Origin of the sequence: Amycolatopsis sp. cmx-4-61, from assembly GCF_046548775.1 — a bacterium.
GTDB lineage: Bacteria > Actinomycetota > Actinomycetes > Mycobacteriales > Pseudonocardiaceae > Amycolatopsis.
In genome coordinates this window covers 67467-83199 of record NZ_JAEBEI010000020.1, presented here as the reverse complement: position 1 = coordinate 83199, position 15733 = coordinate 67467, and the positions used below count along the sequence as shown (strand labels likewise).

The 15733-nt window shown below is 68.9% G+C and carries 7 protein-coding genes; 6 read left to right on the top strand and 1 reads right to left on the bottom strand.

What is annotated here, in order from left to right; all coding sequences use genetic code 11:
- The first annotated feature begins 87 nt into the window (after positions 1-87).
- Positions 88-1842, top strand: a complete 1755-nt coding sequence (locus tag ACLJOU_RS38545) for an ABC transporter ATP-binding protein (RefSeq protein WP_410574205.1) — start codon at positions 88-90, stop codon at positions 1840-1842.
- Positions 1842-3632, top strand: a complete 1791-nt coding sequence (locus ACLJOU_RS38540; RefSeq protein ID WP_410574204.1) for an ABC transporter ATP-binding protein — start codon at positions 1842-1844, stop codon at positions 3630-3632. The genes ACLJOU_RS38545 and ACLJOU_RS38540 overlap by 1 nt, the downstream gene beginning before the upstream one ends.
- 137 nt (positions 3633-3769) lie before the next feature.
- Here the strand turns inward: ACLJOU_RS38540 and ACLJOU_RS38535 are convergent, their stop codons facing one another.
- On the bottom strand, positions 3770-5032 hold the full coding sequence (locus tag ACLJOU_RS38535) for a cytochrome P450 (RefSeq protein ID WP_410574203.1): 1263 nt from the start codon (positions 5030-5032) through the stop codon (positions 3770-3772).
- 188 nt (positions 5033-5220) lie between these two features.
- Here ACLJOU_RS38535 and ACLJOU_RS38530 point away from each other — a divergent pair, with 188 nt between their 5' ends.
- The 4 genes from ACLJOU_RS38530 to ACLJOU_RS38515 all read left to right on the top strand — a co-directional run bounded on the left by ACLJOU_RS38530 (position 5221) and on the right by ACLJOU_RS38515 (position 15701).
- Positions 5221-5676, top strand: a complete 456-nt coding sequence (locus ACLJOU_RS38530) for a type II 3-dehydroquinate dehydratase (protein WP_410574202.1) — start codon at positions 5221-5223, stop codon at positions 5674-5676.
- 507 nt (positions 5677-6183) lie between these two features.
- Positions 6184-7437 carry a helix-turn-helix transcriptional regulator gene (locus tag ACLJOU_RS38525; RefSeq protein WP_410574201.1) on the top strand — a complete coding sequence of 418 codons (1254 nt, stop codon included), beginning with the start codon at positions 6184-6186 and terminating at the stop codon, positions 7435-7437.
- A gap of 741 nt (positions 7438-8178) precedes the next feature.
- On the top strand, positions 8179-11691 hold the full coding sequence (locus tag ACLJOU_RS38520) for a DNA-directed RNA polymerase subunit beta (RefSeq protein WP_410574200.1): 3513 nt from the start codon (positions 8179-8181) through the stop codon (positions 11689-11691).
- 98 nt (positions 11692-11789) lie between these two features.
- Positions 11790-15701 (top strand): DNA-directed RNA polymerase subunit beta', encoded by a 3912-nt coding sequence (locus ACLJOU_RS38515; RefSeq protein ID WP_410574199.1) that lies wholly within the window; start codon positions 11790-11792, stop codon positions 15699-15701.
- Positions 15702-15733: the final 32 nt, after the last annotated feature.

Below are 15733 nucleotides of genomic sequence, written 5' to 3'. Positions count from 1 at the left end.
CGGGCATCGTTCGAAGACGCGCACAAGGGCACCGCGATAATCAGGAGTGAGAGAATTGTCCGACACCATTTGCGCTGTTGTCGCGTCATGACCGCACCCGGCGAATCGCCGCCGCCGCTGTCGTTGCCGGCTCTGCTGCGCCCGTACCGCAAGCTGGTCCTCGCGATCGCCGCGCTCCAGGCCGGGCAGGCGCTGGCGCTGCTGTGTCTGCCGACGCTCAACGCCGACGTGGTCGACTACGGGGTGCTCACCGGCAACGGCGGTTACGTACTGGGACACGGCGGGATCATGCTGGCCACGACGCTGGCGCAGGTCGGCTGTGCGGGCGGCGCGGTGCATCTGAGCGCGCGGGTCGCGATGGGGCTGGGCGCGGACCTGCGGGCCGCGCTGTTCGACCGGGTGTCGGGCTTTTCCGCCAGGGAGATGGGCCGGTTCGGCGCTTCGTCGTTGCTGACCCGCAGCACCAACGACGTCCAGCAGGTGCAGTTGCTGGTGTTCACCGCGCTGACCCTGCTGCTGACCGCACCGTTCGTCGCGGCCGGCGGGATCTTGCTGGCCGTGCGGCAGGACGTGGAGTCGTCGCTGGTGCTGCTGGTCGTGGTGCCGGTCATGGTGGTGACGATCGGCTTGCTCATCCGGCAGATGGTGCCTGCCGCACAGCGGCTGCAACGGTACATGGACGTGGTCAACCGGGTGATGCGCGAGCAGATCACCGGCGTCCGCGTGATCCGGGCGTTCGTCCGCGACGCGAAGGAGCGGCGCCGGTTCGCCGACGCGAACACCGACCTGATGCGGGTCGGCATCCGGCTGGGCCGGGTGCAGGCGTTCTTCGGTGCCACATCGATGCTGATCGCGAACCTGGCGTCGGTCGCGGTGCTGGCGATCGGCGGCCACCGGATCGTGGACGGCGAACTCCGGCTGGGCACGCTGATCGCGTTCCTGACCTACCTGACCCAGATCCTGGGCGCGGTCTCGATGGCGATCGGTGTGTTCGTGCTGGCGCCGCGGGCGAGGGTGAGTGCCGGCCGGATCGCCGAGGTACTGGCCACCGAACCGGGTGTCGGTGAACCCGCCGCGCCCGTCCGGATCGAGCACCGGCGGGGGAACCTGGACGTCGCCGACGTCACGTTCGGCTATCCGGGTGCCGAGTGTCCCGTCCTGCGCGGGGTGAGCCTGTCCGCTCGGCCCGGCCGGACCACCGCGATCATCGGCTCGACCGGCAGCGGCAAGACGACGCTGGTCAACCTGATCTGCCGGCTGCTCGATGCCGACCACGGCGCCGTGCGCATCGACGGTGCCGACGTGCGGAACCTGGCCAGGAGTGCGGTAGCCGAGCAGGTCGGGCTGGTGCCCCAGCGGGCCTACCTGTTCGCCGGCACGGTCGCGGACAACCTGCGCTTCGGCAACCCGTCCGCCGGCGACGGGCAGCTGTGGCACGCGCTGGAGGTCGCGCAGGCCGCCGAGTTCGTGATGGCCATGCCGGACGGGCTGGACACGGTGCTCGGGCAGGGCGGCGGCACCGTGTCCGGCGGTCAGCGCCAGCGCCTGGCGATCGCGAGGACGCTGCTGGCGCGGCCCCGGATCTACGTCTTCGATGACGCGTTCTCCGCACTGGACAACGCCACCGAGGCGGCGTTGCACACCGCGCTGGCCGGCGAGATCGGGGACGCCACCCGGGTGGTCGTCGCTCAGCGGGTGTCCAGCATCCGCACCGCGGAGACGATCGTGGTGCTCGAGGCGGGCCTGGTCGAATCCGTCGGCACGCACGAAGAACTGCTGACCACCAGCCCCACCTACGCGCAGATCGTCGATTCGCAGCTGACCGTCGAGGGGGTGGCCTGATGAGCTCCGGCTCCCCGAAGTCCCCCGCGCACCCGGCCGCGTTCCGGGAGACCGCCATGCGGCTGCTCGGCCTGATGCGCCCGGACCGGGCGCGGCTCGTCATCATGGTCACCCTGGCCGTCGCCGGCAACGGCGCACTGGCGGCCGTCCCCCTGCTGCTCGGGCGCGCCACCGACACCATCGTCGACGGTATCCGCCACGGCGGCGTCGATTTCGGTGCGGTCGACCGGTTCCTGATGCTGTCGGGCGTGCTGGCCGCACTGTACTGGAGCTGCACGGTGACCCAGGCGCGGCTGACCGCCACCGTGGTGCAGCGGATGGCGTTCCGGTTGCGCGAACGCACCGACCTCGCGCTGTCCCGGCTGCCACTGTCCTATTTCGACACCCGGTCCCGCGGTGACCTGATGTCCCGCACCACCAACGACATCGACAACGTCGCCCAGTCCCTGCAGCAGTCGGCCAACCAGATGATGGCCTCGGTGTTCCTGTTCGCCGGCACACTGGTGATGATGCTGCGCATCTCGCCGCTGCTGACCGCGGTGGCGGTGGTCGTGCTCCCGGTGACCGCGTGGGCGGGCAAGGCGCTCGCCCGCCGCGCCAGACCGCAGTTCGCCCGGCAGTGGACGGCCACCGGAGCACTCGGCGACCACCTGGAGGACGTCTACACCGGGCACGAGCTGGTCACCGCGTTCGGGCGCTGGGGCCAGGCACGGGAGACATTCACCGCGCACAACGACGAGCTGCGCTCGGCCGCCGCCGACGCGCAGTTCCGCTCCGGCCTGATCGCTCCGGCGCTGACCTTCCTCGGCAACATCGGCTACGTGCTGGTCGCGGTGGCGGGCGGGCTGTGCGTCGCGTCCGGGGCCCTGTCCATCGGCGCGATTCAGGCGTTCATCGCCTACGTCCTGCGGTTCAACCAGCCGATCTCGCTGATCGCGGCGATGGCCGGTCAGATCCAGTCCGCGGCCGCGTCGGCCGAACGGGTTTTCGAGCTGCACGACGCCGAACCGCAGCGACCCGACCCGGCCCTGCCGCACCGCCCGGCCACCGTCACCGGCCAGGTCGCCTTCACCGGGGTGTCCTTCCGCTACCGGCCCGGCCGGCCCCTGATCGACGACCTGTCCCTGACTGTCCGGTCCGGGCAGACCGTGGCGATCGTCGGGCCGACCGGTGCGGGCAAGACCACCCTGGTCAACCTGCTGCTGCGGTTCTACGACCCCGTCAGCGGCACGATCGCCATCGACGGCGTGGACATCGCCACCATGACCCGCGACGACCTGCGCCGCCGGATCGGCATGGTGCTCCAGGACACGTGGCTGTGTGACGGCACCATCGCCGACAACATCGCCTACGGCAGGCCCGAGGCCACCCGCGAGCAGATTGTCGCCGCCGCGACCGCCGTGCACGCCGACCACCTGATCCGCACCTTGCCCGACGGCTACGACACCGTGCTCGACTCCGAACGCGGTGGCCTCTCGGCCGGGGAGCGCCAGCTGGTCACGATCGCCCGCGCCTTCCTCGTCGAACCCGCCATCCTGGTGCTCGACGAGGCGACCAGCGCGGTGGACACCCGCACCGAAATGCTCGTCCAGCGGGGCCTGACCGCACTGCGCAGTGGTCGCACCAGCTTCGTCATCGCCCACCGCCTGTCCACGATCCGTGACGCCGACCTGATCCTGGTCATGGAGTCCGGGCGCATCGTCGAACAGGGCAGCCACGCCGGCCTGCTCGACGCCGGCGGCGCCTACGCCCGCCTCCACGCCGCCCAGTTCGCCGCCACCCAGGCGTGACCGAACCGGAAGCCTTGGTGATCGCGGTGAGCGGGGAACCGGCAGAACTCCCAGGTCACCAGGCGGTCGACAACGCAGTGACCCCGGACACGAGAAGGCCCGGACCGCCGTCCGGCGGTCCGGGCCCTTCTCCGTCGTCAGGGGGCGTCCCAGGCGATCGGCAGCGAGTGCACCCCGTAGGTCAGCATGTCGTTGCGCAGCGGGACCTCCTCCGGCGGCACCGCCAGCCGCAGGTTCGGCAGCCGGCGCAGCAGCTCCGCGTAGCCCGCCTGCATCTCGATCCGGGCCAGCTGCTGGCCGAGGCACTGGTGGACGCCGTGGCCGAACGCCAGGTGCGGGCCGCGGGGGCGGGTCAGGTCGAGGTCCGCATCCGGCCACTGCCGCGCGTCGCGGTTGGCGGCGACCACGGAGACCACCACCGTCGAGCCGGCCGGGATGTGCTCGCCGCCGAACTCCAGGTCCTCCTTGGCGAACCGGAAGATCCCCGGGTTCACCACGGACAGGTAGCGCAGCAGCTCCTCGACGGCGTCGGTGACGCGGGCCGGGTCGTCGCGCAGCACGGCCAGCTGGTCCGGGCGCTGGAGCAGCACGAAGATGCCCAGCCCCAGCATGCTCGCCGTGGTGTCGTAGCCGGCGATGAGCAGCAGGCTGGCGATGTTGATCAGCTCGTCGTCGGTGAGCGCGGGATCGGCGCCGGCGTGGTGGATCAGGCCGGAGATGAGGTCACCCGCCGGGTTCTTCCGCTTGTCCGTGACGAGCGCCTGCATGAACGCGCGCAGGGCCTCGGCGTTCTCGACGGCTTCCGCGACCGGCGCGTCCATCTGCAGCAGGGCCACCGCGCGCTGCTGGAACTCCGTCCGGTCCTCGTACCGCACCCCCAGCAGTTCGCAGATCATCAGCAACGGCGCGGGGAGCGCGAACTCGGTCATCAGGTCGGCGGTGGTGCCGCCTGCCAGCATGGCGTCCACCCGCCCGGCGACGATTTCGTCGATCCGGGTGCCGAGTTCGCGGATCCGGCGGACGGTGAACTGCCCGGTGAGCAGTTTCCGGTACCGGGTGTGCTCCGGGGGGTCCATGTTGATGAACGATCCGGCGCGCGATTTGTCGTCCCGCAGGCGTTCTCGGAACTCGGCCGACATTTCTTTGAACCGCGGGTGGTATTGGAAGCGATCGGCGGAAAAGCGTGGATCAGAAAGCATCGCCCGCGCTTCCTCGTACCCGGAGACGACCCAGAAGGGATCACCGGAGGCCAGGGTCGCCCGGGCGACGGGACCTCGCTCGGACACGGCCACCAAAGCGGGCGGCACGAGGAACGGATCCTCGCGCCGGACGAACTCCGGGGGGATCGGTGAGCGCAGCGCTTCGCTTTTGGGTGCGGTTTCGGTCACGTTGGTCGTCACTGCGGAGGAACTCCATTCCCGGATCGCCGGAGAAGCCTAGGCTCGCGAGCCTAAGTTCGCCGCGGCCGGGTGGGCATCCCTCGGTCTGATAGGTCACCGCGCGCGACTATCAACGTGGGGGTTGGTGCCCCGGGCCGGCGTCGACAGCATGAGGTGGTCCGGTCCCCCTGCTGAGCGAGGTGTTCCCGTTGCCCGACGTCCTGCTGCTGAACGGTCCCAACCTGGGTGTGCTGGGCCGGCGCGAGCCCGAGATCTACGGCACCGACACGCTGGCCGACATCGAGAAGGCGGTCGCCGAGGAGGTGCGTCCCCGGGGGTGGACCGTCGTTCCGGTCCAGCGTGACGGCGAAGGCGAGCTGGTCGGCGCGATCCACGAGCACCGCGACACCACGGTCGGCGCGATCGTCAACCCCGGGGCGCTGATGATCGCCGGCTGGAGCCTGCGGGACGCGCTGGCCAGCTACGAGCCGCCGTGGGTCGAGGTCCACCTGAGCAACGTGTGGGCACGCGAAGTGTTCCGGCACGAGTCGGTCATCGCGCCGCTCGCGAGCGGGGTGGTCGTCGGCCTCGGTGCCTTCGGCTACCGCCTGGCCGCCCGGGCACTGCTGCACCTGTGCTCCGATCCGGGGACTGGACTACGCTGAACGCGCCAGCGTCCGGGCCGGACTGGTAACGCAGCTTTTCGGGTGTTCACTTTAATGTTTGTTGACTACTAACCGCTTACTCGCTAGTCCATCGGGCTGATTCGGGATGATCATTATCGGAGAATCACCTTGTGCGCCAAGGGAATGCCATCTCGTAGAGCATTCCGAAAGGCTGTGATCGCCGTCACATGACCGATGACGTTCGGTCAGGCCGAAGCTACTCTAGGCCAGGCAGGATGTAAATTTTCAACAACCAACCTGGGGAGGTTGTGGTGGCGCGCCCCAACGCGCCTTCGGGGTTGCCGCCACACGCTGACTTCACATTCCGCGTTCCGCGTGAACACTTTCTTGACGCGGCGCGCACTACATCGGGCTTGACCGGCCCCTGCGGGGTGCCGGTCGAGCCCGCTCTCGGGAGAAATCCCCTGCGACGCGGCGCGCCGTGAATTCTGTTCCATGCCGTCTATGCCTGGGGGATAGTCGATGTTGGACGTACCCAACTTGCGAATGCCGAAGAATCCGTTCGCCGGATTCGGTGACGATCTGATGCAGCGGTCCGGTGACACCGCCGGGTTCCTCCGCCGCTCCGCCTCGTCGTGGTTCGACGGCCGGCTCGACACCGGCCTGCACTGCGCGAGAGCCGCGGCGGAGGGCAGCGGCCCGGAATCCGACGAACTCGGCCGGCTGGCCCGGTTCTGGTACGTCGGGCTGCTGATCAAAGCCCGCGACCTCGACGCGGGCCGCCGGGTGCTCGAGTCGGTCGAGGCGGGCCGGGGCGGGGCAGCCTCCGACCGCATGACCGCCGTCGAGCACAACGTCCGGGGCAGCCTGCTGTTCGCGAAGGGTGACGTCGACGACGCGATGGCGGAGATCAGCACCGGGCTCCGGATCGCCGAAGGGTGCGGCGACCGGTCCCTGCGGCCGCCCAGTTACGTGGTGCTGGCGCTGGGTGCGCTGCGCCGGGCGGACATGCGGGCGTGCCGCCACTTCGTCGACAAGCTGGCGGACGAAGCGCTGCTGGGCTACTTCGGGCAGGCACCGGGTGCGTGGGTGGCCGCGCAGGCCGTGGAAGCCCGCAGCGGTGTCGAGGGCGCGGCCAGCCTGATCGCCGGCATCGTCACGAACCCGGTGGTGCTCCGGCAGCTGCTGGTCTCGGAACCGGCGGCGGCGTCCTGGCTGGTCCGCGCCTGCGACAAGCTGGGCGCGCACGACCTCGCGCGGGTTTCGGTGGAGGCGGCCGCCGCGATGGCGGCCGAGCAGGCGGAGTTCAGCGTGATCCGCGGCTCGGCCCTGCACGCGGCGGGCCTGCTGGAGCGGGACGCGGCCAAGCTCCACGAAGCGGCCGACATCCACCCGGACCGCTGGTGCGCGGCGTCGGCGCGCGAGGACCTGGCCACGCTGCTGGCGGCCCGGTGTTCCGAGCGCGACCGGACCATCCGCATCCTCGAGTCGGTCTTGGACGCGTACACGGCGGTGAGCGCCACCCGCGACTCCGCCCGGGTGGTGAACAAGCTCCGCGAGTACGGCATCCGCCGCGGCACGACCCGGACGGTGGAGCGCGAGGGCCTGGTGCCGCACGGGCTGACGAACACGGAGTTCGCGGTCGCGGAGCTGGTGAGCCAGGGCCACACGAACAACGAGGTGGGCAGGCAGCTGTTCATCTCCCGGCACACGGTGGCGTTCCACCTGAAGAAGGTGTTCCAGAAGATGAACATCACCTCGAGGGTCGAGCTGGCGGCGGCGTGGAAGGTGTTCTCGTAGGCGACCGGTCCCCGCGCGGTTGGGTGCCGTGGCGGGATCGGGTGGCCGAGCGGACGCGGAACGTGGTCACGCCGCTGTGGAGGGCGGCGCGGGCCCCGGCGGTCCGGGAGGACGACCAGCTCGTAGAGAGAGGAGGTCGTGGAGAGAGGAGTGAGCCGCGGGGACACCGGGGCGCCACGGCTGCGGGAGCCGTGGCTTCCGGGGGTGCCGCACGCGGTCGGCGGCCGCCCGCCGGCGCCCCGACACGCCCCGCCGAATCCTTGGTCCGGGAAACTCCGGGCCGGTCCCGTGGCCTTCGCCATAGCCGTCGCGGCTCGGCGAAACCGCAGGTAGAGCCGCCAAGGTGGCATTACCGGCCGGTAGCTGGAATGATATTGGGCCGCTCACGCTCCGCTGAACCTCTTCCACGCTGCGCCAACCGGCGGGACCCCCGTGTGGCATCTTGACTGGAAGCGCCGGTGGGGTCACGCTTACTCCCGACGGCGAAACCGGGGCCCTTGCGGGAGGGACCACTGGCTCGCCCGGAGGCATACCTGAAGACGTTGCGAAGCAGGCTGGGCCCCATCTGGAGTGCCCCCTGGACAGGCCGCGACGTTCGGGCTAGACTGTCTCTTTGCGCTGCCCTCTTTCAGGCTGCCCGGAGCCGGTAGTTAGGATAGTGGGCACACGGCACCCTTGACAGTCGCTGATAGCTGTTGCTATGGCGGCCGTCACCGCTCATTGTCCCCGGAAGGACGCATCTTGGCAGTCTCTCCCGCGAACCAGGCCACTGCTGCGACCACCTCGGCTGAATCTCGCTCGGAGTCGGCGCTGAACTCGGGTATCCCCGGCGCGCCCAAGCGGGTTTCCTTCGCAAAGATTCGCGAACCCCTGAACACCCCCAACCTGCTCGACGTCCAGATCCAGTCGTTCCAGTGGTTCACCGGGGACGAAGCGTGGTTCCAGCGCCGTGTCGAGGAAGGTGAGGAGAACCCGGTCGGCGGCCTCGAAGAGGTCCTCAACGAGATCTCGCCGATCGAAGACTTCTCCGGTTCGATGTCCCTGTCCTTCTCCGCCCCGCGCTTCGACGAGGTCAAGGCCTCGATCGAGGAGTGCAAGGACAAGGACATGACGTACGCGGCCCCGCTGTTCGTCACGGCGGAGTTCGTCAACAACAACACGGGCGAGATCAAGAGCCAGACGGTCTTCCTGGGCGACTTCCCGGTGATGACCGACAAGGGCACCTTCGTCATCAACGGCACCGAGCGTGTCGTGGTGTCCCAGCTGGTCCGCTCGCCGGGTGTCTACTACTCGAAGGACATCGACAAGACCTCCGACAAGGACGTCTTCAGCGTCCGGGTCATCCCGAGCCGGGGTGCCTGGCTGGAGTTCGACGTCGACAAGCGCGACACCGTCGGCGTCCGCATCGACCGCAAGCGCCGCCAGCCGGTCACCGTGCTGCTGAAGGCGCTCGGCTGGACCACCGAGGCGATCCGCGAGCGCTTCTCCTTCTCGGAGACGCTGCTCGCCACCCTCGAGAAGGACCACACGGCCGGCACCGACGAGGCGCTGCTCGACATCTACCGCAAGCTCCGCCCGGGCGAACCGCCCACGAAGGAGAGCGCGCAGACCCTGCTGGAGAACCTGTTCTTCAAGGCGAAGCGCTACGACCTGGCCAAGGTCGGCCGGTACAAGGTCAACAAGAAGCTGGGCCTCTCGACCCCGATCGAGAACGGGACGCTGACCGAAGAGGACATCGTCACGATCATCGAGTACCTGGTCCGGCTGCACGCCGGCGAGGACAAGATGACCGCCGCGAACGGGACCGAGATCCCGGTCGAGACCGACGACATCGACCACTTCGGCAACCGCCGCATCCGCACCGTCGGCGAGCTGATCCAGAACCAGATCCGGGTCGGCCTGTCGCGCACCGAGCGCGTCGTCCGCGAGCGCATGACCACGCAGGACGTCGAGGCGATCACCCCGCAGACCCTGATCAACATCCGCCCGATCGGCGCGGCGATCAAGGAGTTCTTCGGCACCTCGCAGCTGTCGCAGTTCATGCAGCAGACGAACCCGATCGACGGCCTGACCCACAAGCGCCGCCTCAACGCGCTGGGCCCGGGTGGTCTGTCGCGTGAGCGCGCCGGCATGGAGGTCCGCGACGTCCACCCGTCGCACTACGGCCGGATGTGCCCGATCGAGACGCCGGAAGGCCCGAACATCGGCCTGATCGGCTCGCTCTGCTCGTACGCGCGGGTCAACCCGTTCGGCTTCATCGAGACGCCGTACCGCAAGGTCGTCGAGGGCCGGGTCACCGACCAGATCGACTACCTGACCGCGGACGAAGAAGACCGGTTCGTCAAGGCCCAGGCCAACGCGCCGATCTCCGACGACGGCACCTTCATCGAAGACCGGGTCATGGCCCGCCGCAAGGGCGGCGAGGTCGAGCTGATCGACCCGCTCGACATCGACTACATGGACGTGTCGCCGCGGCAGATGGTCTCGATCGCGACGGCGATGATCCCGTTCCTCGAGCACGACGACGCGAACCGCGCGCTGATGGGCGCGAACATGCAGCGTCAGGCCGTGCCGCTGCTCCGCAGCCAGGCGCCGTACGTCGGCACCGGCGTGGAGCTGCGCGCCGCGATCGACTCCGGCGACATGCTGGTCGCCGAGCAGTCGGGCGTGGTCGAGGAGCTCTCGGCCGACCTGATCACGGTCATGCACGACGACGGCACGCGCAAGAGCTACAGCCTCTACAAGTTCCGCCGCTCGAACCACGGCACCTGCTTCAACCACCGCCCGATCGTCAACGAGGGCGACCGGATCGAAGCCGGCCAGGTCATCGCCGACGGCCCGTCCACCGAAAACGGTGAGGTGGCGCTCGGCAAGAACCTGCTGGTCGCGGTCATGCCGTGGGAGGGCCACAACTACGAGGACGCGATCATCCTCTCCGAGCGCCTGGTGCAGGACGACGTGCTGACGTCGATCCACATCGAGGAGCACGAGATCGACGCCCGCGACACGAAGCTGGGCGCCGAGGAGATCACCCGGGACATCCCGAACGTCTCCGAAGAGGTTCTGGCCGACCTCGACGAACGAGGCATCATCCGGATCGGTGCCGAGGTCCGCGACGGCGACATCCTGGTCGGCAAGGTCACGCCGAAGGGCGAGACCGAGCTGACCCCGGAGGAGCGCCTGCTCCGCGCGATCTTCGGCGAGAAGGCCCGCGAAGTCCGCGACACCTCGCTGAAGGTGCCGCACGGCGAGACCGGCAAGGTCATCGGCATCCGCGTGTTCTCGCGCGAGGACGACGACGAGCTGCCCCCGGGCGTCAACGAGCTGGTCCGCGTCTACGTGGCCCAGAAGCGCAAGATCCAGCCGGGCGACAAGCTCGCCGGCCGGCACGGGAACAAGGGTGTCATCGGCAAGATCCTGCCGGTCGAGGACATGCCGTTCATGGAGGACGGCACCCCGGTCGACATCATCCTGAACACCCACGGTGTCCCGCGCCGGATGAACATCGGCCAGATCCTCGAGCTGCACCTGGGCTGGCTGGCCTCGCAGGGCTGGACGATCGAGGGCGACCCGGACTGGGCGAAGAACCTTTCGCCCGAGCTGCGTGACGTCGCGCCCGGCACGAACACCGCCACCCCGGTGTTCGACGGCGCGAAGGAGGAGGAGCTCACCGGCCTGCTCAGCAGCACGAAGCCGAACCGCGACGGCGAGCGGATGGTCAAGGAGAACGGGAAGGCCAACCTGTTCGACGGCCGCTCCGGCGAGCCGTACCCGTACCCGGTGTCCGTCGGCTACATGTACATCCTGAAGCTGCACCACCTGGTCGACGACAAGATCCACGCCCGCTCCACCGGTCCGTACTCGATGATCACGCAGCAGCCGCTGGGTGGTAAGGCGCAGTTCGGTGGCCAGCGCTTCGGTGAGATGGAGTGCTGGGCGATGCAGGCGTACGGCGCCGCCTACACGCTGCAGGAGCTGCTGACGATCAAGTCGGACGACGTGGTCGGCCGCGTCAAGGTGTACGAGGCCATCGTCAAGGGCGAGAACATCCCCGAGCCGGGCATCCCGGAGTCGTTCAAGGTGCTCCTCAAGGAGCTCCAGTCGCTGTGCCTCAACGTCGAGGTGCTCTCCAGCGACGGTGCGGCGATCGAGATGCGCGACTCCGACGACGAGGACCTCGAGCGCGCCGCGGCGAACCTCGGCATCAACCTGTCCCGCAACGAGTCGCCCTCGGTGGACGACGTCGTGCACTGATCGCGAGCTGAGCTGGGACCTGCCTCCCGAGTGAGACACAGGTCCCGGCTCGCCCGCCACCCCCTCTCTAGCCGAAACAACCCCAAGGGGATCTAGACGTGCTGGACGTCAACTTCTTCGATGAGCTCCGCATTGGTCTCGCCACGGCCGACGACATCCGTCAGTGGTCGTACGGCGAGGTCAAGAAGCCGGAGACCATCAACTACCGGACGCTCAAGCCCGAGAAGGACGGCCTCTTCTGCGAGAAGATCTTCGGCCCGACCCGGGACTGGGAGTGCTACTGCGGCAAGTACAAGCGCGTTCGCTTCAAGGGCATCATCTGTGAGCGCTGCGGCGTCGAGGTGACCCGGGCGAAGGTGCGCCGCGAGCGGATGGGCCACATCGAGCTGGCCGCCCCGGTCACCCACATCTGGTACTTCAAGGGTGTTCCCTCGCGCCTCGGCTACCTGCTGGACCTGGCGCCGAAGGACCTCGAGAAGATCATCTACTTCGCGGCTTACGTCATCACCGGCGTGAACACGGAGCTGCGGCACAACGACCTGCCGACCCTCGAGAACGAGATCGGCGTCGAGCGCAAGAACCTCGAGACCAAGCGTGACGCCGACATCGAGGCCCGCGCGCAGAAGCTCGAAGCCGACCTGGCCGCGCTGGAGGCGGAGGGCGCCAAGTCCGACGTCCGCCGCAAGGTCAAGGAGGGCGGCGAGCGGGAGATGCGCCAGCTCCGCGACCGCGCCGGCCGCGAGCTGGACCGCCTCGAGGAGGTCTGGACGACCTTCACGAAGCTCGACACCCGCCAGCTGATCGCCGACGAGCTGCTCTACCGCGAGCTCGTCGACCGCTACGGCGAGTACTTCACCGGCGGCATGGGCGCGGAGGCCATCCAGAAGCTGGCCACCGAGTTCGACGTCGCCGCGGAGGCCGAGAACCTGCGCGACACGATCCGCAACGGCAAGGGGCAGAAGAAGCTCCGCGCGCTGAAGCGGCTCAAGGTCGTCGCGGCCTTCCAGGCCACCGGCAACGACCCGCGCGGCATGGTGCTCGACGCCGTCCCGGTGATCCCGCCGGACCTGCGCCCGATGGTGCAGCTGGACGGTGGCCGCTTCGCGACGTCGGACCTGAACGACCTGTACCGCCGGGTGATCAACCGGAACAACCGCCTCAAGCGGCTGATCGACCTCGGCGCGCCCGAGATCATCGTCAACAACGAGAAGCGGATGCTGCAGGAGGCCGTCGACGCGCTGTTCGACAACGGCCGCCGCGGGCGTCCGGTCACCGGCCCGGGCAACCGGCCGCTGAAGTCGCTGTCCGACCTGCTCAAGGGCAAGCAGGGCCGGTTCCGCCAGAACCTGCTCGGCAAGCGCGTCGACTACTCGGGCCGTTCGGTCATCATCGTCGGCCCGCAGCTGAAGCTGCACCAGTGCGGCCTGCCGAAGGACATGGCGCTCGAGCTGTTCAAGCCGTTCGTCATGAAGCGGCTGGTCGACCTGAACCACGCGCAGAACATCAAGTCCGCCAAGCGGATGGTGGAGCGCTCGCGGCCGCAGGTGTGGGACGTGCTGGAAGAGGTCATCACCGGCCACCCGGTGATGCTGAACCGCGCGCCGACGCTGCACCGCCTCGGCATCCAGGCCTTCGAGCCGCAGCTGGTCGAGGGCAAGGCCATCCAGCTGCACCCGCTGGTCTGCGAGGCGTTCAACGCGGACTTCGACGGTGACCAGATGGCGGTGCACCTGCCGCTGTCGGCCGAGGCGCAGGCCGAGGCCCGGATCCTGATGCTGTCGGCGAACAACATCCTGTCGCCGGCGTCGGGCCGTCCGCTCGCCATGCCGCGGCTGGACATGGTCACGGGCCTGTTCCACCTGACCCGCCTCACCGAGACGGCCGAGGGCGCGGGCAACGCGTACTCGTCGCCGGCCGAGGCGATCATGGCCTACGACCGCAAGGCGCTGAGCCTGCACGCGCCGGTCAAGATCCGCATCACCGACCGCCAGCCGGCCAAGGCCGACGAGGCGCGGCTCGCGGAGAAGGGCTGGGAGCCGGGCAAGGCGTGGCTGGCCGAGACCACCCTGGGCCGCGTGCTGTTCAACGAGCTGCTGCCGGCGGACTACCCGTTCATCAACGAGCCGATGCCGAAGAAGCGGCAGGCCGCGATCGTGAACGACCTCGCCGAGCGGTACTCGATGACCCAGGTCGCGCAGACCCTGGACAAGCTGAAGGACGCCGGTTTCTACTGGGCGACCCGGTCCGGTGTCACGGTGGCCATCTCCGACGTCCTGGTGCCGGAAGGCAAGAAGGCCATCCTCGACGAGTACGAGGGCAAGGCCTCCCAGGTGGAGAAGCGCTACCAGCGCGGTCAGCTGTCGCACGCCGAGCGCAACAACGAGCTCGTCAAGGTGTGGACGCAGGCCACCGAAGAGGTCCACAAGATCATGGAGACGGCGCTGCCGGACGACAACCCGATCGCCATGATCGTGAAGTCGGGCGCCGCCGGTAACATGACGCAGGTCCGGTCCCTGGCCGGTATGCGTGGCCTGGTGTCGAACCCGAAGGGTGAGTACATCCCGCGTCCGATCAAGGCCAACTTCCGTGAAGGCCTGTCGGTGGCGGAGTACTTCATCGCGACGCACGGTGCCCGGAAGGGCCTGGCGGACACGGCGCTGCGGACCGCCGACTCGGGTTACCTGACCCGGCGTCTGGTGGACGTCTCGCAGGACGTCATCGTCCGCGAGACCGACTGCGGCACCACCCGCGGCATCATGATGCCGATCGGCGAGGACATCGGCGACGGCAAGGTCCTGCGCGACCAGCACGTCGAGACCAGCGTGTACGCGCGGAACCTCGCGACGGACGCGGTGGACGCCAAGGGCAACGTCGTGCTGAACGCCGGCGACGACCTGGGCGACCCGGCCATCGAGAAGCTGCTCTCCAGCGGCATCTCGAAGGTCAAGGTCCGCTCCGTGCTGACGTGCGAGTCGGCCGTCGGTATCTGCGCGACCTGCTACGGCCGCTCGATGGCGACCGGTCAGCTCGTCGACGTCGGCGAGGCGGTGGGTATCGTCGCCGCCCAGTCGATCGGTGAGCCGGGTACGCAGCTGACGATGCGTACGTTCCACCAGGGTGGTGTCGCCGGTGACGACATCACGACCGGTCTGCCGCGTGTCCAGGAGCTGTTCGAGGCCCGCGTCCCGAAGGGCAAGGCGCCCATCGCCGACGTCGACGGCCGCGTGCGGATCGAGGAGAGCGAGCGGTTCTGGAAGATCACCCTCATCCCGGACGACGGGGGCGAGGAGATCGTCTTCGACAAGCTGTCCAAGCGGCAGCGGCTCGCGAACACCCCGAACGGCCCGCTGGGCGACGGCGACCACGTGCACGTCGGTCAGCAGCTGCTCGAGGGCACGCCGGACCCGCACGAGGTCCTGCGGGTCATGGGGCCGCGCGAGGCGCAGATCCACCTGGTGGACGAGGTCCAGAAGGTGTACCGGGCGCAGGGTGTGTCGATCCACGACAAGCACATCGAGGTCATCGTCCGGCAGATGCTGCGCCGGGTGACGATCATCGACTCCGGGGCCACGGACTTCCTGCCGGGCGAGCTGCCCGAGCGGACCAAGTTCGAGGCGACGAACCGGGCCGCGGTCGCCGAAGGCGGCGAGCCGGCTTCGGGTCGCCCGGTGCTGATGGGCATCACGAAGGCGTCGCTCACCACGGACTCGTGGCTGTCGGCGGCGTCGTTCCAGGAGACCACGCGAGTCCTGACCGACGCGGCGATCAACGGCCGCTCGGACAAGCTCGTGGGCCTCAAGGAGAACGTGATCATCGGTAAGCTGATCCCGGCCGGTACGGGCATCAACAAGTACCGCAACATCCAGGTGCAGCCGACCGAGGAGGCCCGGGTCGCGGCGTACGCGATCCCGTCCTACGACGACGGCTACTACACCCCGGACGTGTTCGGTACGGGTACCGGTGCCGCGGTCCCGCTGGACGACTACGACTTCGGCCGCGACTTCCGCTGAAGCTGAATCGACGAAAGGCCCCCGCCGGATTT

Coding starts and splice junctions, on each gene's coding strand:
- ACLJOU_RS38525 (WP_410574201.1), top strand. CDS start 6,184: ATGCCGAAGAATCCGTTCGCCGGATTCGGTGACGATCTGATGCAGCGG.
- ACLJOU_RS38545 (WP_410574205.1), top strand. CDS start 88: ATGACCGCACCCGGCGAATCGCCGCCGCCGCTGTCGTTGCCGGCTCTG.
- ACLJOU_RS38540 (WP_410574204.1), top strand. CDS start 1,842: ATGAGCTCCGGCTCCCCGAAGTCCCCCGCGCACCCGGCCGCGTTCCGG.